This window comes from Mycolicibacterium aubagnense (assembly GCF_010730955.1).
GTDB lineage: Bacteria > Actinomycetota > Actinomycetes > Mycobacteriales > Mycobacteriaceae > Mycobacterium > Mycobacterium aubagnense.
The window spans coordinates 2,219,593-2,234,689 of sequence record NZ_AP022577.1; the positions used below are offsets into that span (position 1 = coordinate 2,219,593).

Below are 15,097 nucleotides of genomic sequence, written 5' to 3' on the forward strand. Positions count from 1 at the left end.
ACCCCCGTCACGCGAGCATTCCCCCCGGGCCGGGCCGCCACGTGCTGATCCTGCGCACACAGCTCCCGACCATTTCTGCAAAGATACGGGACCCCTCGTCCGCCGTGGCCGTCGTCGGATCACCCAGCACGCCGACAGGGCTGACCGCGGCCACTCCGCCGCTGCGCAATGCCGGCAGCAGCTCCGGCAAAGGCGCGGTGTTGCCTGCGACGCTCTCCTCGACCCAGACATCCGCCGGCGAAAGATGCAGCAGTACAGACGTTTCGGTATGGCCGGCGTGAGCGTCCGACCCCGCGGCCGTGCACGAGCACCAGGCCACGTCGCGACCCTCGGACCGCAGCAACGTGACGGCCGCCGTCAGTGCCGCCACATTGCCGCCATGACCGTTGACGAACACCACCCGGCGGGCCCAATTGCACGCCGACCGCCCGAACTCGACCAGCAAATGTTCGAGCGCGGCCAGCCCGATCGAGATGGTGCCGGGGAAACTCTCGTGCTCACCGCTGGCGCCGTAGCTGATGGCAGAGCCGACCAGCCAGGTGGGCGCATCGACGCCGGGCGTCGTCTCACACAACTGGGCGGCCACGGACCGCGACACCGCCTCCGCGATCCGGGTGTCGGTGTCCAGCGGCAGGTGCGGCCCATGCTGCTCGGTGGAACCAAGCGGGACGATCAACGAAGGCCGCATCGATTGCAACTGCCTCGACGTCGAGTTCCCGAGCTCGCTGGGAAAAGGCACCCGCCGATGGTAAGCCGAATTCGCCCGCTGTGCGCCAATTGTTGCCGTATACGCAACAATTGGTTGCGAATGGTCAAACTGCCGTAGTTGTCAAGGCCCCTTTGACCATCACGTCAGCCACGTGAGCATCGCGCGTATCAGCGGACCCGTCGAATCCCGGGACCACCGGACCGACTCAGCCGCCCAGCCGCCGGGTGAAGCCCTCCGGCACCAGAATGTCGTCCGGCCCCAGGTCGTGGATCGAGGCCTTGCCAAGACCACGCAGTGCCGAGTCGATACCGCCGTGCATGATGTCGAGCACGTTCTCGACACCGGCCTGCCCCTCGGCCGCCAGCCCCCACAGGTAGGCGCGGCCGAGCATCACCGCGCGGGCGCCCAACGCCAGTGCCTTGACCACATCGCTGCCGCGGCGGACACCGCCATCCAGCAAAACCTCGACCTGGTCGCCGACAGCCTCGGCAATGGCCGGCAGCGCCCGGATGGACGCCGGGGTGCTGTCCAGGTTGTTACCGCCGTGGTTGGACACCGAGATCGCCGAAACACCCACATCCACAGCACGTTTGGCGTCGTCGATGCGCATGACGCCCTTGAGCATGAACGGCCCGCCCCACAGCTCGCGCAGCCAGGCGATGTCCTCCCAGGTCGGCGCCGGGGTGCCCATCCATTCGCCGTAGGCCTGGAAGAACGGCGGCGCGGCCTGGCCACCCGTGGCCTGGTTCGGCACCGACAGGGCCGGCGGCCGCATGGTCTTGGCCCACTGCAGGAGCCAGCGCGGCTTGGTCATGACCTCGGGGCTCATCTTGACGATGGTTTTGAGATCCATCTTTTCCGGGATCTTGGGGCTACCCCAGTCGCGGCCGTGCGAGAAGCTCCAGTCGGTGGTGACGATCAGGCCCTTGGCGCCGGCCGCGCGGGCCCGCTCGGCCCGGGCCGCGATGTCGTCACGACTGCCGAGCCAGTAGATCTGGAAGAACGTCTTGTCATTCGCCGCGATGACCTCTTCTATCGGCTTGCTGGCGAACGACGACAGGCCCATCGCGGTGCCGCGGGCCGCGGCGGCGCGGGCGACGGCGACCTCACCGTCGGGATGGATCGCCTGCACACCCGTCGGAGAAATGATCACGGGCAGTGAGATCTCCTGCCCCATAACCGTTGTGGCCATCTCGCGCTTGTCCAGCGCACCGATGACATGCGGGGCGAAGCCGAGCTCGCCGAACGCGGCGACGTTGTCGGCGACGGTCAGGCCCTTCTCACTCGCCGAGATCAGCGAGGAGTAGGCAGACTTGGGCAGCCGCTTCTTCGCGCGCTCCTGCGCGATCGCGACGGTTTCGAACCAGGTATCACGAGCCATGATCTAGACGGGACTTTCGTTACAGAATTTCTGGGGGGCCTTGGCCGGCATGGCCAGGAGTTTGAGCGGAATCGGCCCTTTGCGGCCGCCGCTGCGGGAGTGGTCGAGGTGCGACTTCGGCTTGTCGCGATCCTGTGCCAGCGCAGGCTCGCCGTAGCCCTGGACGCACTCGGGGTCCGGGCCGTCCATCGGCAGACCGGTGAAGAACTTGGCCGCCATGCAGCCTCCACGGCAGCTGTCGTAGTGCCCGCAGCTACCGCAGGCACCCGCCGACTGCGGTTCCCGCAGCTCGCGGAACAGTGGGGCGTTCTGCCAGACGTTCTGGAAACCAGCCCCAAAACCTGTGTCACTCAGGATGTTTCCGGCCAGGAAGCGCTCGTGGATGGCGAACGGGCAGGCATAGACGTCGCCCACCGGGTCGATCAGGCACACGACGCGACCGGCGCCACACAGGTTCAGACCGGCCAGCGCACCCGGCTCGCCGAGGCCCGAGAGGTGGAAGAACGAGTCACCGGTGAGCACCCGCTCCCCCTTGGCGACCAGCCAGTTGTACAACTGCACCTGCTGCTCGGCGGTGGGGTGCAGGTCGTCCCACACATCGGCGCCGCGGCCGGACGGGCGAAGGCGGGTGATGCGCAGGGTGGCGCCGTACCTGTCGGCAAGGGCTTTGAAATCGTCGAGCTGGTCGACGTTGTGGCGGGTCACCACGACCGAGATCTTGGCGTCCTTGAAGCCCGCCGCGGACAGGTTCTCCAGGGCCCGAATCGCCATGGCGAACGAGCCCGGTCCACGCACCGCGTCGTTGATCTCCGCGGTGGCACCGTCGAGCGAAATCTGAACGTCCACATAGTCACTCGCGGCCAGCTTCGCGGCGACCGCTTCGTCGATCCGCACCCCGTTGGTGGAGAACTTGACGCCCACGTGGTGCTCGGTGGCGTAGTCGACGAGCTCCCAGAAGTCCGACCGCACGGTCGGCTCGCCGCCGCCGATGTTCACGTAGAACACCTGCATGCGCTCGAGTTCGTCGATGATGTCCTTGCACTGCTGAGTGCTGAGCTCACGCGGATCGCGCTTGCCCGACGACGACAGGCAGTGCACGCAAGACAGGTTGCAGGCGTAGGTCAGTTCCCAGGTGAGACAGATGGGCGCGTCGAGGCCGTGCTCGAACTGCTCGATCAGCCGGGGCACGGGTGCCGTTGCAGTCATGAAGTGATGGATCCTTCTGGGCTGTTTGCGCTGTCTTGTTCAGCGGGCACCAGCATCTTGGACTGCACCAGCACGCCGAACGCGTGCAGATACGGCCCCTGCTGGGCGTCGTCGATGTCCGCCGCGCGAAGGGCGCTGCGGACATCCGGATGGTCGGCCAGGGAGTTGACCACCTCGACGATGGTCCGGTTCTTCAGGAACGAAAGTTTGCGCGTACCAAAGTGATACAGCAGGGCGCCGAACGGTTCGGGGCGGACGGCGACCTGGTGGTGCAGCCGCCAGCCGCGGTCAGGATCGAAGGCCGGCACCGGCGCAGCCGGCAATCCGGCACCTGCTGGCGGAGCCGGCAATCCGGCCTCTGCCGGCCCCATCCGGGCCGCGGCTGGTGCAGACACGGTCAGTAGACCCCGCACATACCGTCGATCGAAACCTCTTCGACCAGAGTCTCGGTCACGAGATCGGAGCCGGTTGCTGCGTCAACCTCTGCGTGCTGATTCGAGTCCATGGATCGCCCCTTTCGCTACCGTGTCAGTTGCCGGTACTCGACAACTGTGATCCAAGTCGCAAGAATATGGCATCGAGTGCCGAAAAGGAAGGGCGGGTCTGATGAGGACCGAAGCGGAGCGTCCCGAGCCCGACGCCGGGACCGCCCCACAGCACGGCCGGGTCGGCCGTCGCCGTTCCACCACGCGCGACCACATCACCCACGTGGCGCTCGAACTGTTCGCGACCCGCGGCTTCGACGACGTCAGCGTCGACGACGTCGCCCACGCCGCCGGGATATCCCGACGCACGCTGTTCCGCTACTTCTCGTCGAAGAACGCCATTCCCTGGGCCGACTTCGATGCCAGCCTGACCGAACTGCGGAACCTGTTGAATGCCGTCCCCCACGACATGCCGCTGGATGCCGCGCTGCGGTCGGCTCTCTTGGAGTTCAACAGCTTTGACGAGGCCGAGACGCCCCGGCACCGACGCCGGATGCAGGTGATCCTGCAGACCGATGCGCTGCAGGCCTACTCGATGACGATGTACGCGGGCTGGCGGGGCGTGATCGCGGCGTTCGTCGCGCGCCGGCTGGACGCCAAACGGACGGACCTGGTGCCCCAAACCGTGGCGTGGACAGTGCTCGGCGTGGCGCTTACCGCCTACGAACAGTGGCTGGCCGACGAGACCGTCTCGCTGCCCGATGCCCTCGGCGAGGCCTTCGACGTCGTCCGCGAAGGCCTGCGCTCCGTGTGATTTGTGCACGGTTTTCCGCGGTCAGCGCGGAAAACCGTGCACAAATCGCAGAAAGTTTCGGCGGGGGCGTCGGAAAATCGTGGCGCGGCGCGACGATAAGGGTGTGAGGGGCGAATCAGACGGGGATGCTCCGCAGACGCTGCTGGCGCTGTACGACTCGGCGCTGCCCGTGGTCTACGGGTATTTCGTGCGGCGCTGCGGCGATCGGGGCACCGCGGAAGACCTGACGTCGGAGACGTTTCTGGCGGCGATGGACGCCGCCCGCCGGGATGCGCCGCCGGTGATCTCGGTGCCATGGCTGATCGGCGTGGCCCGGCACAAGCTCGCCGATCACTATCGCCGCAGACACGACCGCTTCACCGTGCCCGTATCCGAAACACCCGAGCCCGCAGAGCCTTTCGACGACTGGGAGGCCGAAGTGGACCGGCTGGTCGCCGAGGCCGCGCTGGCCCGGTTACCCGAACAGCACCGCATGGTGCTGACACTGCGATATCTGGATGACCGCCCGGTGCCCGAATGCGCCGAGTTGATCGGGCGCACTGTGCACGCCACCGAGGCACTGCTGGTGCGGGCCCGGCGGGCATTACGAACCGAATACCAGGACGGAGGTGCGTCATGACCATGCACAACAGTCACGACCCGCTGACAGTCCTGGCCGGCGGTGAACTTTCCGTGCAGCCCGACCCGGCTTTCGCGGCCCGGCTGCGCGAACGGTTGGCAGCCGCCGTCACCCTCCCGAAAGGAGTTGTCATGAGTGGAACCGACACCGCCATCGCCGAACTGAATGCACCTGCCGCCGCTGCCATCGAGGTGCCCCGACCAGCTGCCCTGCCCTACCTTGCCGTCGCAGACGCGCGGGCGGCGATCACCTGGTACGTCGACGCGCTGGGCGCGGTCGTGGTCGGGGAACCGATCGTCATGGACGACGGCCGGATCGGCCATGCCGAACTGACGCTGGCCGGCGGCGTGCTGTACCTGGCCGACGAGTTCCCCGAGATCGGGCTGAAAGCACCCGCACCCCAGTCGGTTTCGGTCAGCCTGATGCTCGCGGTCCCGGATACCGACGCTGCCCTGATCCAAGCCCGGCGGCACGGCGCACAGGTGCAGCGGGAGCCCTACGAAGCCCACGGCTCGCGGACCGCCGTGGTGATCGACCCGTTCGGCCACCGCTGGATGCTCACGGGCCCGGTCCCCGCCGCCGTACCCATCCAGCACGGCGACATCGGCTACATATCGGTGCAGACGCCGGATGCCGAGCGAGCCGCCGCGTTCTACCGGCACGTGCTGGGCTGGGTCTACGATCCGGGGACCCACAAGGTGACGGGCAACCGGCTGCACACCGGCATCTTCGAGATCACCGGCCCGCAGACGCTGTTCTGCTGCTACGCGGTCGCTGATCTGGATGCCGCGCAGCAGGCGATCGTGGCCGCGGGTGGTCAGGTGGGCACGCCCGAGGTCCACGAGTGGGGCGCGACGCTCGACGCCACCGATGCGCAGGGCACGGATTTCGCGGTGTTCCAGCCGGTGCCGGGCATCCCCCGCCCCGAGCTGAACGGTGCCGGGCCGGGCGAACTTTCGTATCTGACCTACGAGGTACCCGACTCGGCGGCGTTCAGGCAGTTCTACGGCGCGGTGCTGGGCTGGACGTTCGAACCCGGCCGGGTCGCGGACGGCTGGGCGGTGCAGGGCTGCCACCCGATGTCCGGTGCCGCCGGCGGTGCGGCGCAGACCACTGCCGTCCCGATGTGGACCGTGTCGGACGTCGACGCCGCGGTGGCGCGGGTTCGCGAGGCCGGCGGCACCGTCATCGACGAACCGTCCCGACAGCCCTACGGGATGTCAGCACTCTGCACCGACGACCAGGGCGCGCGCTTCTACCTCGGCGCGTTCTGAGTGATTTGTGCACGAAAATCCGCGGCCAGCGCGGATTTTCGTGCACAAATCACTGCAAAACGTCGGCGATCGGGACGGCGGCCGCGACCTTGGCCCGGTTCTTCATCACCTTGCCCGGCATGCCGCCGCCGACCACGCCGGCGACCGCCCCGTCGCGCTCGTAGAACGCCAGGAACTTGCGGCCGTCGTCTTCGACGATGTGCACGGTGTCGCCGGCCTTGGGCTCACCGAGGCACTGGATCTTGACGTCGTACTGGTCGCTCCAGAAGTAGGGCACCACCACGGCGGCGGTGGCGTCCTGGCCCAGCATCGCCGGCACGATCACCCGCGCCTGCTCGGCCACGTTGCTCCAATGTTCCACCCGCACTTGGTGTCCGGCGGCATCACGCCAGGAGGCGACGTCACCGATGGCCCACACGTTGGGCGCGCTGGTGCGGCCGGCGGCGTCGCACACGACGCCGTTGTCGACCGCGATCCCGCTGCCCTCCAGCCAGTCGGTGGACGGGCGCGAACCGATACCGACGACAACGACGTCGGCGTCCAGTTCGGAGCCGTCGGCCAGCTGCACCTTCTCGACATGATCTGTGCCGGTCACGCCGGTGACCCCGACGCCGCACCGCACGTCGACGCCCTCGGCGCGGTGCAGGCGTGCCACCAGTTCGCCGATCTCGGTGCCCAGCACCGACGCCAGCGGCGTGGGCTGTGGCTCGACGATGGTCACGTCGATACCGAGCTTGCGCAGGCTGGCCGCCACCTCGCAACCGATGAACCCCGCGCCGATCACCACCGCCCGCTTGGCCGAACCGGCGTGCTCACGCAACGCCACCGACTCGTCGTAGGTGCGCAGCACCCGGATACCGTCGAGGGCCGGCAGCGACGGGATGGTCCGGGGGACCAGCCCCGTCGCGATGACCAGCTCCTCGTAGGCGACGACATCACCGCCCGCCAGCGTCACGGTCTGTGCGTCGGTGTCCAGCTTGACCGCGCCCGAGCCCAGCAGCAGCGTGATGTTGTTCTCGTCGTAGAACTCGGCCGGCTTGAGCGTCGTGTCGTCGGTCTCGGCACGCAACACGTCCTTGGACAGCGGCGGCCGGTCATAAGGCAGATGGACTTCATCGCTGATCAGGGTGATCGGCCCGGCGTACTCGGCCTTGCGCAGTTGCTCGGCGGTACGCGCGGCGGCCAGACCGCCACCGACGATGACGATGCCTCCGTTTGTAGTCACGTGGGCTTTCTTACACGATGCGGCCGCTGCGAGGCAGGCCACCCTGTGCATCGCTGCTCAGCAGAGCACCAGGTGGGCCGGCTCGGGGCTATCCGTGCCCCCAAACCCCACGCGCCCTGCGCTCGACGATGTTCGACAGCACCACGATGCTCTCGCTGCGTTCGATGGACGCACTACCGCGGATGCGCTCCAGTACCACCTCCAGATGCCGCATGTCCCGGGTCATCAAGTGCAGGATCGCGTCGGAGGTGCCGGTCACCGTCGCGGCCGAGACCACCTCGGGGATACCCTCCCAGGCCTCCCGCAGCTGGGCCGGCGTGATGGTGCCCTGACAGTACACCTGGACGTATGCCTCTGTCCCCCAACCGATTACATTGCGGTCGACGACGGTGGTGAAGCCGCGGATGACGCCGGTGGCCAGCAGGCGGTCGACGCGCCTCTTGACCGCGGGCGCGGACAGGCTCACCCGTTCGCCGATCTCGGCGAACGTGGCGCGTGCGTTGTCCGCCAGTTCGGCCAGGATGCGCTCATCGGTCTCGTCGACGGTTTCCACCGGCCACGCACCTCCGTCACGCAATAGATTGTCGAATCGCGAGTCATCAAACAATAGATCTGTTACAGACGCGCAACAAGCATCGATTGCTTGCGCGCAATAGTGCTTCTACCATCGAATTATGACGATTACTGATGTCGTCAAGATGGCGACACCAAACGCAGGTTGGCGACCAGACCGGGTAGCCCGCCCCCGGCACTATGTGATGACCCGGCCGACGCATTTCACCGTCGAGTACGCGATCAACCCCTGGATGGACACTGCTGCGAGCGTCGATACCGCGCTGGCGGTGCGGCAGTGGGAGCGTCTGGTCCAGACGTACCGGAGCCTGGGCCATACCGTCCAACTGGTCGACCCGATCCCCGGACTGCCCGACATGGTGTACGCCGCCAATGGCGGACTGGTGCTCGACGACGGGTTCGAGAAGGTCGCCATCATCGCCAGGTTCACCTACCCCCAGCGGACCGGCGAATCGGTGGCCTACGCCGGATGGCTGCTCGACCACGGATACTGCCCGCTGTATACCGAGCACACCAACGAGGGCCAGGGCGACCTGCTGATCATCGGTTCGAAGATATTGGCCGGCTATGGATTCCGGACCGACCGCCAGTCACACGACGAGGTCGCCAAGCTGTCCGGGCTGCCGGTGGTCAGCCTGCAGTTGGTCAACCCCCGCTTCTACCACCTCGACACCGCCCTGGCCGTCCTCGATGACGAAACCATCGCGTTCTATCCACCGGCCTTCGGCGCCACGTCGGTGGCGTTGTTGCGCAAGATGTTTCCGGGCGCCATCGAGGTCGCCGACGCCGACGCCCACGTCCTCGGCCTCAACGCGGTATCGGACGGACTGAACGTGGTACATCCGGCCGCGGCCACGGGCTTCGCCGCGCAACTCGCCGCCGCCGGTTTCCGGCCCGTCGGCGTCGACTTGTCCGAATTGCTCAAGGGCGGCGGTTCGGTGAAGTGCTGCACCCTGGAGGTGTACTCGACGTCATGCTGAAAGCCGTTGCGGGAACGCCGGGAGCGTCCGGCAGCACGGCTGCGCTGATCGACCTCGACGACCGCTACGCCGCGCACAACTACGCCCCGCTGCCGGTTGTCGCGGCATCAGCTGACGGGGTGTGGATCACCGACCCCGAAGGCCGCAGTTACCTGGACTGCCTCGCGGCGTATTCGGCGGTCAACTTCGGCCACCGCAACCCTGAGATCCTCGCGACCGCCCACGCCCAGCTGGACACCGTGACACTGGTCAGCCGCGCATTCCATTCCGACCGCCTCGGTCCGTTCTGCGCAGCGCTTGCCCAGCTGTGCGGCAAAGACCTGGTCCTGCCCATGAACAGCGGCGCGGAAGCGGTCGAGAGCGCGATCAAGGTCGCGCGCAAGTGGGGCATCGATGTCAAGCACATCAAGGCCGATCCGGGCCCGAATATCATTGTGGCGCAGGGCAACTTTCATGGCCGCACCACGACGATAATCAGCTTCTCCGACGACCAGACGGCGCGGCAGGGCTTCGGCCCGTACGCACCCGGCTTCCGCTCGGTGCCGTTCGGGGACGCCGATGCGCTGGCCGCGGCCATCGATGACAACACCGCCGCCGTGCTGATCGAACCGATCCAGGGCGAGGCCGGCATCATCGTGCCACCCGACAACTATCTGCCCCGCGTACGCGCCCTGTGCACCGAGCGCAACGTGCTGATGATCGCCGACGAGATCCAGTCCGGCCTGGCCCGCACCGGCCGCACGTTCGCCTGCGACCACTGGGGCGTGGTGCCCGACGTCTACCTGCTGGGCAAGGCTCTGGGTGGGGGCGTCGTACCGCTGTCGGCGGTGGTGGCCGACAGCGATGTGCTCGGCGTGCTGCACCCCGGCGAGCACGGGTCGACGTTCGGCGGCAATCCCCTGGCCGCGGCCATCGGCACCACGGTGGTCGGCATGGTGCAGCGCGGCGAATTCCAATCCAGGTCAACCGAACTCGGCCGGCACCTGCACGCGCGCCTGACAGCGATGACGGGGCGCGGTGTCACCGCCGTGCGCGGGCTGGGCCTGTGGGCCGGCGTCGACCTCGACCCCGCCGTCGGCAGCGGACGGGAGGTCAGCCTACGGCTGGCCGAGCGCGGTGTGCTGACCAAGGACACGCACGGACCGACGTTGCGGTTCGCCCCGCCGCTCGTCATCACCCTGGCCGAAATCGATTGGGCGATGGACCGATTCGCCGAGGTGCTGGCCGGAGCGCCGACGGCACGGTGGTAAACCCATAGGATGCGCTTCAACCCGCCGCCCAGCTGGCCGCCGTTTCCACCCGACCGGCCCGATGGACGGAAATGGTTGATCATCGGCGGCGTGGTGCTGGCCGTGATCGCCCTGGTGGCGGGCGGCACCGTCGCCGTCACCAAGCTCTCCCGCGGCAACGGTGCATCCCAAGACGCAACGACGACAACACCGTTCAACGGCCTGACCATCGTGCCGACGCACCCGCCGGAGCCGACGGACTTCAACGCCTGGAACCGCGTCGGCGGCATCGACGCCACCTTCACCGACGACGGCCGGACGGTACGTCTCGATCCACCCGACGTCGCCGGCAGCCCGGTGACCACGTGGGTAGGGTTGATCCAGCCCGGCGATCCGGCGTGCTCGCTGCGGTTCACCGGACGCGTCCGCGGCGCCTCGAGCGGCTACGCCATCGGGCTCACGACCGTCAGCAATCCGGCCGATACGGATTCGGGCCCGATCCCGGCACCGGCCGACAACGACTGGCATGCAATCGATGTGACGATCACCAAGACCGGCGCGGTCTCGGTCGACCTCGACGGCACATCCGCGCTGCGGCGCATGATCGCGCCCGGCTGCGGCCGGCCCGCGATCAGAGTCTCAAGAGGCGCAACAGAATTCGCAGACGTGCTGGTCGGGCAGGTGGCCCCGTAGCTCAGTACTTCATGACGCCGCGGTCGACGGCGATCTGGGAACCGGAGATGGTCCCCGCGCCCGGACCGGCCAACCAGGTCACCACGTCGGTGACCTCTTCCGGCGTCATGAATTCCTGCAGGCCGGCCTTGCCGTCGTGCGCGACGGGCTTGTACGGCATCGGCGCGAAGCTGTGCAGGTAGTTCGGGTACTTGGAGAAGATCGCGCCCATGGCCTCAGGCTCGATCATCGGCGTCATGATCGAGTAGGGGTGGATCGAGTTGACCCGGATGCCGAACTCGCCGACCTCGAGTGCCAGTGCATTGGTCAGCCCGACGAGGCCGAACTTGGAGGCCGCGTAGTGGCCGTTGCCCGGCGTCGCCTTGAGGCCCGCCGAGGAGCTGACGATGATGATCGACCCGCCGTTGCCGGCCTCGATCATCGCGGGCACCACGGCCCGGATGGTGCGCCAGGTGCCGGACAGGTTGACGTTGACGACGCTGTCCCACTGGTCTTCATCCATCTCGAACAACCGTCCCCAACTCAGGACACCCGCATTGGCCACCAGGATGTCGAGCCGACCGAACTGCTCGACGGCGTCGGCGACGACCTGCTTCTGGGCGGCCAGGTCGCGGATGTCGACCTCGCGGGCGAGGACCTTGCGGCCTTCGGCCTCGACCAGGCGCGCGGTCTCGGCGAGATCTTCCGACGTCGGCATCGGGTAGGTGATGGTGTCCGACACGGGACCGCAGATGTCGATGGCGACGATGTCGGCGCCTTCGCGCGCCATCCGGATGGCGTGCGCCCGGCCCTGCCCACGGGCAGCCCCGGTAATGAACGCCACCTTGCCTTCGAGTGTTCCGCCTGCCGTCATTGCCAGTCCCTTCATCACATCTCGCCGGAGTCCACCGCCACGCTAGCAGTCAAACTGGAACGTGTTCTAGCGGCTTCCCCCCAGGCGGGACACCGGCTATAACTCGGCGATGATCTGGGCGCGCTTCGCGGTGTACTCGGCCTCGCTGATGGTGCCCATCGCGCGCAACGTCTCGAGTTCCTGCAGTCGTTGTGCCGCAGGCTGACTGGGCATCACAGGTGCCGCGGCCGGAGCCGGTGCGACCGGTGCGGCCGGTGCCGCATTGCCACCGGCGCGCCGGACCACCGCCATCACCTGCTGCCGAACCGCCGGATTCGACCGGAGATCCACCGTGCCGTCGGCCGGCACGCCGTTGGCCTTGAGAATCCGCAGGATGTCCATCAATGGACCGGCTTGGCCGGTCAGATCGTAGGTCCTGCCGTCCTCGTCCGAGGTGAACTGTGCCGGCGCGATCCCTGCCACCAGTGTGCTTCGCTGCCAATCGATTTGGAACTCGTTGGTCGCCGGGTCCACCAGCACCGCCAGGTATCGCGCGGTGATCAGCGGCATGCGCGGGATCGATGCGATCACCCGATCGGTGGCATCGAACGGAGCCAGACCCGGCCCCTCGATATGCAGACCCAGCTTCACCAGAGGGCGGTCGTTGATCTGGGTGCCGGTCTCGGTCAGACTCGTGACGCGAGCCAGTGCCAGCACCCCGTTGGCTTCCAGCGCCTGCTGCTTGGCCTGCCGTTTGGCGCCGAAGCTGACCAGCCACAGCGCAACGAGCACGTCGGCCGCGGTGACGAACAGCCCGGTCCAGAACATCCAGCCCAGGTACTCGCCGAACCCGCTGGCGAAATACACGGCCAGGAAGATGGGGCCCACCAGCCCGCCGCACAGCAGCACCATGGCCTGAGCCTTGAGGTAACGCACCAACATGTCAGCCACGCTCCTTGGATCAGCCGAACCGCTGCGAGACTCTAGTGTGGCGTCAGTCGCCCAGGACGTCCAACAGAACGAACGAGAAGTTGTCGGCGGCGCCGTTGGCCCGGGCCGTCCCGATGATGATCGCCGCGCCGTCGGCCCGGTCGTTGCATGCCGTGGCCGCCTGCAGGTCGTGATGCTCCATCTGCCCGTGCACGCCGTCCGAGCACATCAGGTAGCTACCCGGCTGCAGCGGCGTCGCGGTCAGGTGGGCAGCGATGGGCACCCCCTGGCCGAGCGACTGCGTGATGATGTTGGTGGGCCGGCCCGCGGCGTCGAGCACGGCGTCGTCGACCGACACCTGGGTCAACGTGTCGCCGGTGATCGAATACACGCGACTGTCCCCGACATTGAAGACGATCACCTCGTCCGCCGTCAGACACACGCCCGCGATGGTGGTCCCCATGCCGGCCAGCTCGGTATCGCGGCCCATGTCGTAGAGCCAGTCACTGACGTACGACAGCGACGACGTGATGTCGTCGCCACCGGTCCAGCCGGGCGACATGGTCGCGATCATGCTGAGCGCCGTCCGGCTGGCGACATCGCCGCCGACGTGCCCGCCCATGCCGTCGCATACCGCGCAGACGAACGGAAACCCGGGCTGCATCCGCATGTCCACCAGGACCCCGTTGTGCGTCTGGCTGACCCAGCCGCCGACCATCACGGCATCTTCGTTGCGTTTGCGCCGTAGTCCGGTGTCGGTGAATGCCCGCACGTTCACTCGCACGACAGGCCACCCCTCATCGCGTTCCCCTCCATCGCGAACGATCCTGCCATCTTGCCCGCAAGTACCACGTGTCGACACCTCTTTCTCGCCGCAAAACAAAGCGCCGCCCACCCGAAGGTGAGCGGCGCTCCGCTTGGAAAAACTAGATCACTTAATGATCTTGGTAACGCGACCCGCGCCGACGGTACGACCGCCCTCACGGATGGCGAAACGCAGACCCTCGTCCATGGCGACCGGCTGGATCAGCACGACGGAGATGTCGGTGTTGTCACCGGGCATCACCATCTCGGTGCCCTCGGGCAGGGTCACAACGCCCGTCACGTCCGTGGTACGGAAGTAGAACTGCGGACGGTAGTTGTTGAAGAACGGCGTGTGGCGGCCGCCCTCGTCCTTGGACAGGATGTAGACGCTGCCCTCGAACTCGGTGTGCGGGGTGGTGGTGCCGGGCTTCACGACGACCTGGCCACGCTCGACCTCTTCGCGCTTGATACCACGAACCAGCAGACCGACGTTGTCGCCGGCCTGGCCCTGGTCGAGCAGCTTGCGGAACATCTCGACACCGGTGACGGTGGTCTTGGTCGTGGTCGGGCGGATGCCGACGATCTCGACCTCTTCGTTGACGTTGATCACGCCACGCTCGACACGGCCGGTCACCACGGTGCCACGACCGGTGATGGTGAAGACGTCCTCAACGGGCATCAGGAACGGCTTGTCGGTCTCGCGAACCGGGTCCGGGATGGACTCGTCGACGGCCTCCATGAGCTCCTCGACCGACTTCACCCAGGTGGCGTCGCCCTCGAGCGCCTTGAGCGCCGAGACGCGGACCACGGGGGCGTCCTCGTCGAAGTCCTGAGCGGCCAGCAGTTCGCGGACCTCCATCTCGACGAGCTCCAGGAGCTCCTCGTCCTCAACCATGTCGGACTTGTTCAGCGCGACGAGGATGTAGGGCACGCCGACCTGGCGGGCGAGCAGCACGTGCTCGCGGGTCTGCGGCATCGGGCCGTCGGTGGCGGCGACCACGAGGATTGCGCCGTCCATCTGGGCGGCACCGGTGATCATGTTCTTGATGTAGTCAGCGTGACCGGGGGCGTCCACGTGGGCGTAGTGACGCTTCTCGGTCTGGTACTCCACGTGGGAGATGTTGATGGTGATACCGCGCTGACGCTCCTCGGGCGCATTGTCGATCTGGTCGAATGCGCGCGACTCGTTCAAATCGGGGTACTTGTCGTGCAGAACCTTGGTGATTGCTGCAGTCAGCGTGGTCTTGCCGTGGTCAACGTGACCGATGGTCCCGATGTTGACGTGCGGCTTCGTCCGCTCGAACTTCGCCTTCGCCACTTCTGTGTCCTCCTGGACTTGTTGGTGCTTTGGTTAAAGCAGTGTTGATGTGTTCAGTTATGTGGTCTGCCGCAGCAGAACGGGT

At 67.1% G+C, this 15,097-nt stretch carries 17 protein-coding genes; 6 read left to right on the plus strand and 11 right to left on the minus strand.

The window, feature by feature from the left end; all coding sequences use genetic code 11:
- Positions 1-7: 7 nt before the first annotated feature.
- The 5 genes from mftE to mftA form a co-directional block, all read right to left on the minus strand.
- A complete protein-coding gene (mftE, locus tag G6N59_RS10985; protein ID WP_138232209.1) occupies positions 8-778 on the minus strand; it encodes a mycofactocin biosynthesis peptidyl-dipeptidase MftE in 771 nt (256 codons plus the stop codon).
- 136 nt (positions 779-914) lie between these two features.
- A complete protein-coding gene (mftD, locus tag G6N59_RS10990) occupies positions 915-2,090 on the minus strand; it encodes a pre-mycofactocin synthase MftD (RefSeq protein ID WP_138232210.1) in 1,176 nt (391 codons plus the stop codon).
- A 3-nt stretch (positions 2,091-2,093) separates the two neighbouring features.
- Entirely contained in the window at positions 2,094-3,296 is a 1,203-nt protein-coding gene (gene mftC, locus G6N59_RS10995) for a mycofactocin radical SAM maturase (RefSeq protein ID WP_138232211.1), read from the minus strand.
- On the minus strand, positions 3,293-3,667 hold the full coding sequence (gene mftB / locus G6N59_RS11000) for a mycofactocin biosynthesis chaperone MftB (protein ID WP_306789639.1): 375 nt from the start codon (positions 3,665-3,667) through the stop codon (positions 3,293-3,295). Before mftB ends, mftC begins: the two co-directional genes overlap by 4 nt.
- A 26-nt stretch (positions 3,668-3,693) precedes the next feature.
- Positions 3,694-3,801 carry a mycofactocin precursor MftA gene (gene mftA / locus G6N59_RS11005; RefSeq protein ID WP_138232212.1) on the minus strand — a complete coding sequence of 36 codons (108 nt, stop codon included), beginning with the start codon at positions 3,799-3,801 and terminating at the stop codon, positions 3,694-3,696.
- Between the two features lie 101 nt (positions 3,802-3,902).
- On the opposite strand from mftA, the gene mftR reads away from it, so the two are divergent.
- From mftR to G6N59_RS11020, 3 genes are all read left to right on the plus strand, one after another.
- On the plus strand, positions 3,903-4,535 hold the full coding sequence (gene mftR, locus G6N59_RS11010; protein WP_138232213.1) for a mycofactocin system transcriptional regulator MftR: 633 nt from the start codon (positions 3,903-3,905) through the stop codon (positions 4,533-4,535).
- Between the two features lie 103 nt (positions 4,536-4,638).
- Complete coding sequence (locus G6N59_RS11015) at positions 4,639-5,154, plus strand: RNA polymerase sigma factor (RefSeq protein WP_138232214.1); 516 nt, start codon at positions 4,639-4,641, stop codon at positions 5,152-5,154.
- A 2-nt stretch (positions 5,155-5,156) separates the two neighbouring features.
- Positions 5,157-6,428, plus strand: coding sequence for a VOC family protein (locus G6N59_RS11020; protein ID WP_138232355.1), 1,272 nt, complete (start codon positions 5,157-5,159; stop codon positions 6,426-6,428).
- Positions 6,429-6,477: 49 nt separating this feature from the next.
- On the opposite strand, the gene G6N59_RS11025 is transcribed toward G6N59_RS11020, so the two are convergent.
- Positions 6,478-7,704 (minus strand): NAD(P)/FAD-dependent oxidoreductase, encoded by a 1,227-nt coding sequence (locus G6N59_RS11025; protein WP_407665844.1) that lies wholly within the window; start codon positions 7,702-7,704, stop codon positions 6,478-6,480.
- Positions 7,705-7,741: 37 nt separating this feature from the next.
- Positions 7,742-8,206 (minus strand): Rv2324 family transcriptional regulator, encoded by a 465-nt coding sequence (locus G6N59_RS11030; protein ID WP_138232216.1) that lies wholly within the window; start codon positions 8,204-8,206, stop codon positions 7,742-7,744.
- A gap of 121 nt (positions 8,207-8,327) precedes the next feature.
- Between G6N59_RS11030 and ddaH the strand changes: the two genes are divergently transcribed.
- Genes ddaH through G6N59_RS11045 form a run of 3 tightly spaced genes read left to right on the plus strand, consistent with a single transcriptional unit; the run spans position 8,328 to position 11,128 of the window.
- Positions 8,328-9,206: a dimethylargininase gene (gene ddaH / locus G6N59_RS11035; RefSeq protein WP_179970300.1), complete on the plus strand. Its 879-nt coding sequence runs from the start codon at positions 8,328-8,330 to the stop codon at positions 9,204-9,206.
- Positions 9,200-10,456, plus strand: coding sequence for an ornithine--oxo-acid transaminase (rocD, locus tag G6N59_RS11040; RefSeq protein ID WP_138232217.1), 1,257 nt, complete (start codon positions 9,200-9,202; stop codon positions 10,454-10,456). The genes ddaH and rocD overlap by 7 nt, the downstream gene beginning before the upstream one ends.
- A gap of 9 nt (positions 10,457-10,465) precedes the next feature.
- The gene (locus tag G6N59_RS11045) at positions 10,466-11,128 is read left to right on the plus strand and encodes a hypothetical protein (protein WP_138232218.1); all 663 of its coding nucleotides are present in this window, start codon (positions 10,466-10,468) and stop codon (positions 11,126-11,128) included.
- Between the two features lies 1 nt (position 11,129).
- Here G6N59_RS11045 and G6N59_RS11050 read toward each other — a convergent pair whose 3' ends face one another.
- The 4 genes from G6N59_RS11050 to tuf all read right to left on the minus strand — a co-directional run bounded on the left by G6N59_RS11050 (position 11,130) and on the right by tuf (position 15,012).
- Positions 11,130-11,981, minus strand: a complete 852-nt coding sequence (locus G6N59_RS11050) for a mycofactocin-coupled SDR family oxidoreductase (protein ID WP_138232219.1) — start codon at positions 11,979-11,981, stop codon at positions 11,130-11,132.
- A 96-nt stretch (positions 11,982-12,077) separates the two neighbouring features.
- Entirely contained in the window at positions 12,078-12,902 is an 825-nt protein-coding gene (locus G6N59_RS11055) for an SHOCT domain-containing protein (RefSeq protein ID WP_138232220.1), read from the minus strand.
- A 52-nt stretch (positions 12,903-12,954) separates the two neighbouring features.
- On the minus strand, positions 12,955-13,674 hold the full coding sequence (locus G6N59_RS11060; protein ID WP_138232221.1) for a PP2C family protein-serine/threonine phosphatase: 720 nt from the start codon (positions 13,672-13,674) through the stop codon (positions 12,955-12,957).
- A 147-nt stretch (positions 13,675-13,821) separates the two neighbouring features.
- Positions 13,822-15,012, minus strand: coding sequence for an elongation factor Tu (tuf, locus tag G6N59_RS11065; protein WP_138232222.1), 1,191 nt, complete (start codon positions 15,010-15,012; stop codon positions 13,822-13,824).
- Positions 15,013-15,097: the final 85 nt, after the last annotated feature.

Coding starts and splice junctions, on each gene's coding strand:
- mftD (WP_138232210.1), bottom strand. CDS start 2,090: ATGGCTCGTGATACCTGGTTCGAAACCGTCGCGATCGCGCAGGAGCGC.
- mftC (WP_138232211.1), bottom strand. CDS start 3,296: ATGACTGCAACGGCACCCGTGCCCCGGCTGATCGAGCAGTTCGAGCAC.
- mftB (WP_306789639.1), bottom strand. CDS start 3,667: ATGGGGCCGGCAGAGGCCGGATTGCCGGCTCCGCCAGCAGGTGCCGGA.
- mftA (WP_138232212.1), bottom strand. CDS start 3,801: ATGGACTCGAATCAGCACGCAGAGGTTGACGCAGCAACCGGCTCCGAT.
- mftR (WP_138232213.1), top strand. CDS start 3,903: ATGAGGACCGAAGCGGAGCGTCCCGAGCCCGACGCCGGGACCGCCCCA.
- G6N59_RS11020 (WP_138232355.1), top strand. CDS start 5,157: ATGCACAACAGTCACGACCCGCTGACAGTCCTGGCCGGCGGTGAACTT.
- G6N59_RS11025 (WP_407665844.1), bottom strand. CDS start 7,704: ATGCACAGGGTGGCCTGCCTCGCAGCGGCCGCATCGTGTAAGAAAGCC.
- ddaH (WP_179970300.1), top strand. CDS start 8,328: ATGACGATTACTGATGTCGTCAAGATGGCGACACCAAACGCAGGTTGG.
- rocD (WP_138232217.1), top strand. CDS start 9,200: ATGCTGAAAGCCGTTGCGGGAACGCCGGGAGCGTCCGGCAGCACGGCT.
- G6N59_RS11045 (WP_138232218.1), top strand. CDS start 10,466: ATGCGCTTCAACCCGCCGCCCAGCTGGCCGCCGTTTCCACCCGACCGG.
- G6N59_RS11050 (WP_138232219.1), bottom strand. CDS start 11,981: ATGACGGCAGGCGGAACACTCGAAGGCAAGGTGGCGTTCATTACCGGG.
- G6N59_RS11055 (WP_138232220.1), bottom strand. CDS start 12,902: ATGTTGGTGCGTTACCTCAAGGCTCAGGCCATGGTGCTGCTGTGCGGC.